Source organism: Moorena sp. SIO2C4, assembly GCF_010672485.1.
In the GTDB taxonomy this organism is placed as follows: Bacteria; Cyanobacteriota; Cyanobacteriia; order Cyanobacteriales; family Coleofasciculaceae; genus Moorena; species Moorena producens.
Map to the genome: position 1 here is coordinate 1 of NZ_JAAHGN010001252.1, position 1,926 is coordinate 1,926.

Below are 1,926 nucleotides of genomic sequence, written 5' to 3' on the forward strand. Positions count from 1 at the left end.
ACGCTCTTCCGATCTAGTGATTTCCAAACCGGGATACAGTACTTTTGCCGAAGCGTTACGCCTGGATATCCCAATTGCTTCAGTTACCCGCTCTGGATTTGCTGAAGCCGCTATCCTAATAGAAGGGGTGCAAGACTACGGTCACCATCAGATTTTAACACCGACAGAATTTTTCCACGGCAAGTGGGAATTTCTCCATCATACTCCCAAGCCTCCCAGAAAATCTCAAAGCTTGGTAAAGGATGGAACAGACAAGATTGCTAAAGATATTGTTAACTACCTCCAGACTTACACTAAATAGCCTAAATAGCCCCTGCCATGATATCTACCGTAGATTCGCTTATAGAACAGATCCAGAATAGCCACAATTCTATCCCAAAGTCCATCGACACACCAGAAACCTCTATCACTCAAGAGCAGACGTCTTTCCCAAGCCTGGAGTTGGCAGCACGAGACGTTCGTATGGTGCTCGATCAACAAAGGGAGCGCAGTCAAACCTTGACCACAAAACTCAATATCTTGTTTGTCACTAACGGAGCCTTATTAACGAGTTTAACCATCTCTGGGCTAGTATTTTTCCGCAGCCCCTTTGGTATTGCTGAGATACTGGGATTTATGCTTAATTTTACCCTACTAATCCGTGCTTTTCTCCCGCGTCAGATAGCAGTCAGTCCCAACTTGGGAGATAAAAAATTCCTAGAACGCTACCTGGTACTCTCACCAGAACAATACCAACTACAGATGCTGGTTAATCTGGTAGAGGCTTATAATGCAAACAGGCAGCGATTAGAAGATTTTTCTCTATCGTTGAAGTATTCTGCTTATGTAACTTGGGGGGTTGCCTTGATTATTACGTTGAATGTCATAGCAGAGTTTTGCATTCCTGCGCTTAAACTGATGTGATGTATTGTTGGCTTTCGCTCAGACTATGAATTCTAAACAGGTTAATAACAAACCCTCTGGAGAACCCTTGAGTTTACCGGAACCAGACCCAGAGAACATCACTGTCTTGACCCGTAACCTGCCCAACGAGCCAATTCTGCCCTGGAATCACTATGATTCCCCTTGGCGTGAAGGGGAACCGGAGAATCCAGAGGCATCGGAAAATTCCGAGCAGGCAGATGAGTCGAGTGACAATCAATCTGCAACTGAGCCAGAATCAGCAGAAAAGCCAGAGTTATCAGAAACTGCTGCTCAACTGGATAAGTTGTATACAGAAGAATTGGCAGAATTGGCAACTGTCCCTGAGTCGTTATCAGAAGATACTCTAGAGTCATCAGAAACTGCTGCTGTGGTGGATAAGTCTGCTGACAATCCACCAACAGCTGTAGCCACAGAAACCTCGGAAACACCTGTGGTGGATAAGTCTGTTGACAATCCACCAACAGCTGTAGCCACAGAAACCTCGGAAACACCTGTGGTGGATAAGTCTGTTGACAATCCACCAACAGCTGTAGCCACAGAAACCTCGGAAACACCATCGGAGGAACTAAAACAGCTCGGGTAGCAGTGGCTCGATTAACTAACCCTTCTATGACTCATTATCAACAACGACTCAAAATTAGGACTACCGGTAAATCGTTCTCCAACATTACCGGGAAAGTTCAATCCGTGGTTGCTACATCAGGACTGGAGACTGGATTGTGTACGATATTCCTGCGTCATACCTCCGCAAGTTTGGTAATTCAGGAAAATGCTGATCCTGATGTGCTCATGGATTTATCGAACTTTTTTGCTAAATTAGTACCAGAAGATGGCAAAAGCTATAGCCATAGTGCCAAAGGTCCCGATGATATGCCTGCTCATATCCGGACTGCGCTGACTAAAACATCGGAACAGATTCCTATTGCTCAGGGAAGATTGCTCCTAGGAACCTGGCAAGGCATTTATATTTGGGAGCATCGGCGACAGGCTCACTACCGGGAG

Annotated in this window: 3 protein-coding genes and 1 pseudogene; all 4 read left to right on the plus strand. The window is 45.5% G+C overall.

Annotated features, from left to right (window positions below):
• Positions 1-301, plus strand: a pseudogene (locus F6K20_RS36240) (glycosyl transferase); the annotation flags it as partial.
• A 17-nt stretch (positions 302-318) separates the two neighbouring features.
• Positions 319-903 carry a hypothetical protein gene (locus F6K20_RS36245; RefSeq protein ID WP_202799179.1) on the plus strand — a complete coding sequence of 195 codons (585 nt, stop codon included), beginning with the start codon at positions 319-321 and terminating at the stop codon, positions 901-903.
• A 25-nt stretch (positions 904-928) separates the two neighbouring features.
• On the plus strand, positions 929-1,507 hold the full coding sequence (locus tag F6K20_RS36250; protein ID WP_287262832.1) for a hypothetical protein: 579 nt from the start codon (positions 929-931) through the stop codon (positions 1,505-1,507).
• Between the two features lie 26 nt (positions 1,508-1,533).
• Positions 1,534-1,926 (plus strand): secondary thiamine-phosphate synthase enzyme YjbQ (locus F6K20_RS36255; protein ID WP_287298056.1); only part of this gene is annotated, 393 nt, incomplete at its 3' end.

What these genes read in the sequence shown, in the direction of transcription:
- F6K20_RS36245 (WP_202799179.1), top strand. Translation starts at nt 319, where the DNA reads ATGATATCTACCGTAGATTCGCTTATAGAACAGATCCAGAATAGCCAC.
- F6K20_RS36250 (WP_287262832.1), top strand. Translation starts at nt 929, where the DNA reads ATGAATTCTAAACAGGTTAATAACAAACCCTCTGGAGAACCCTTGAGT.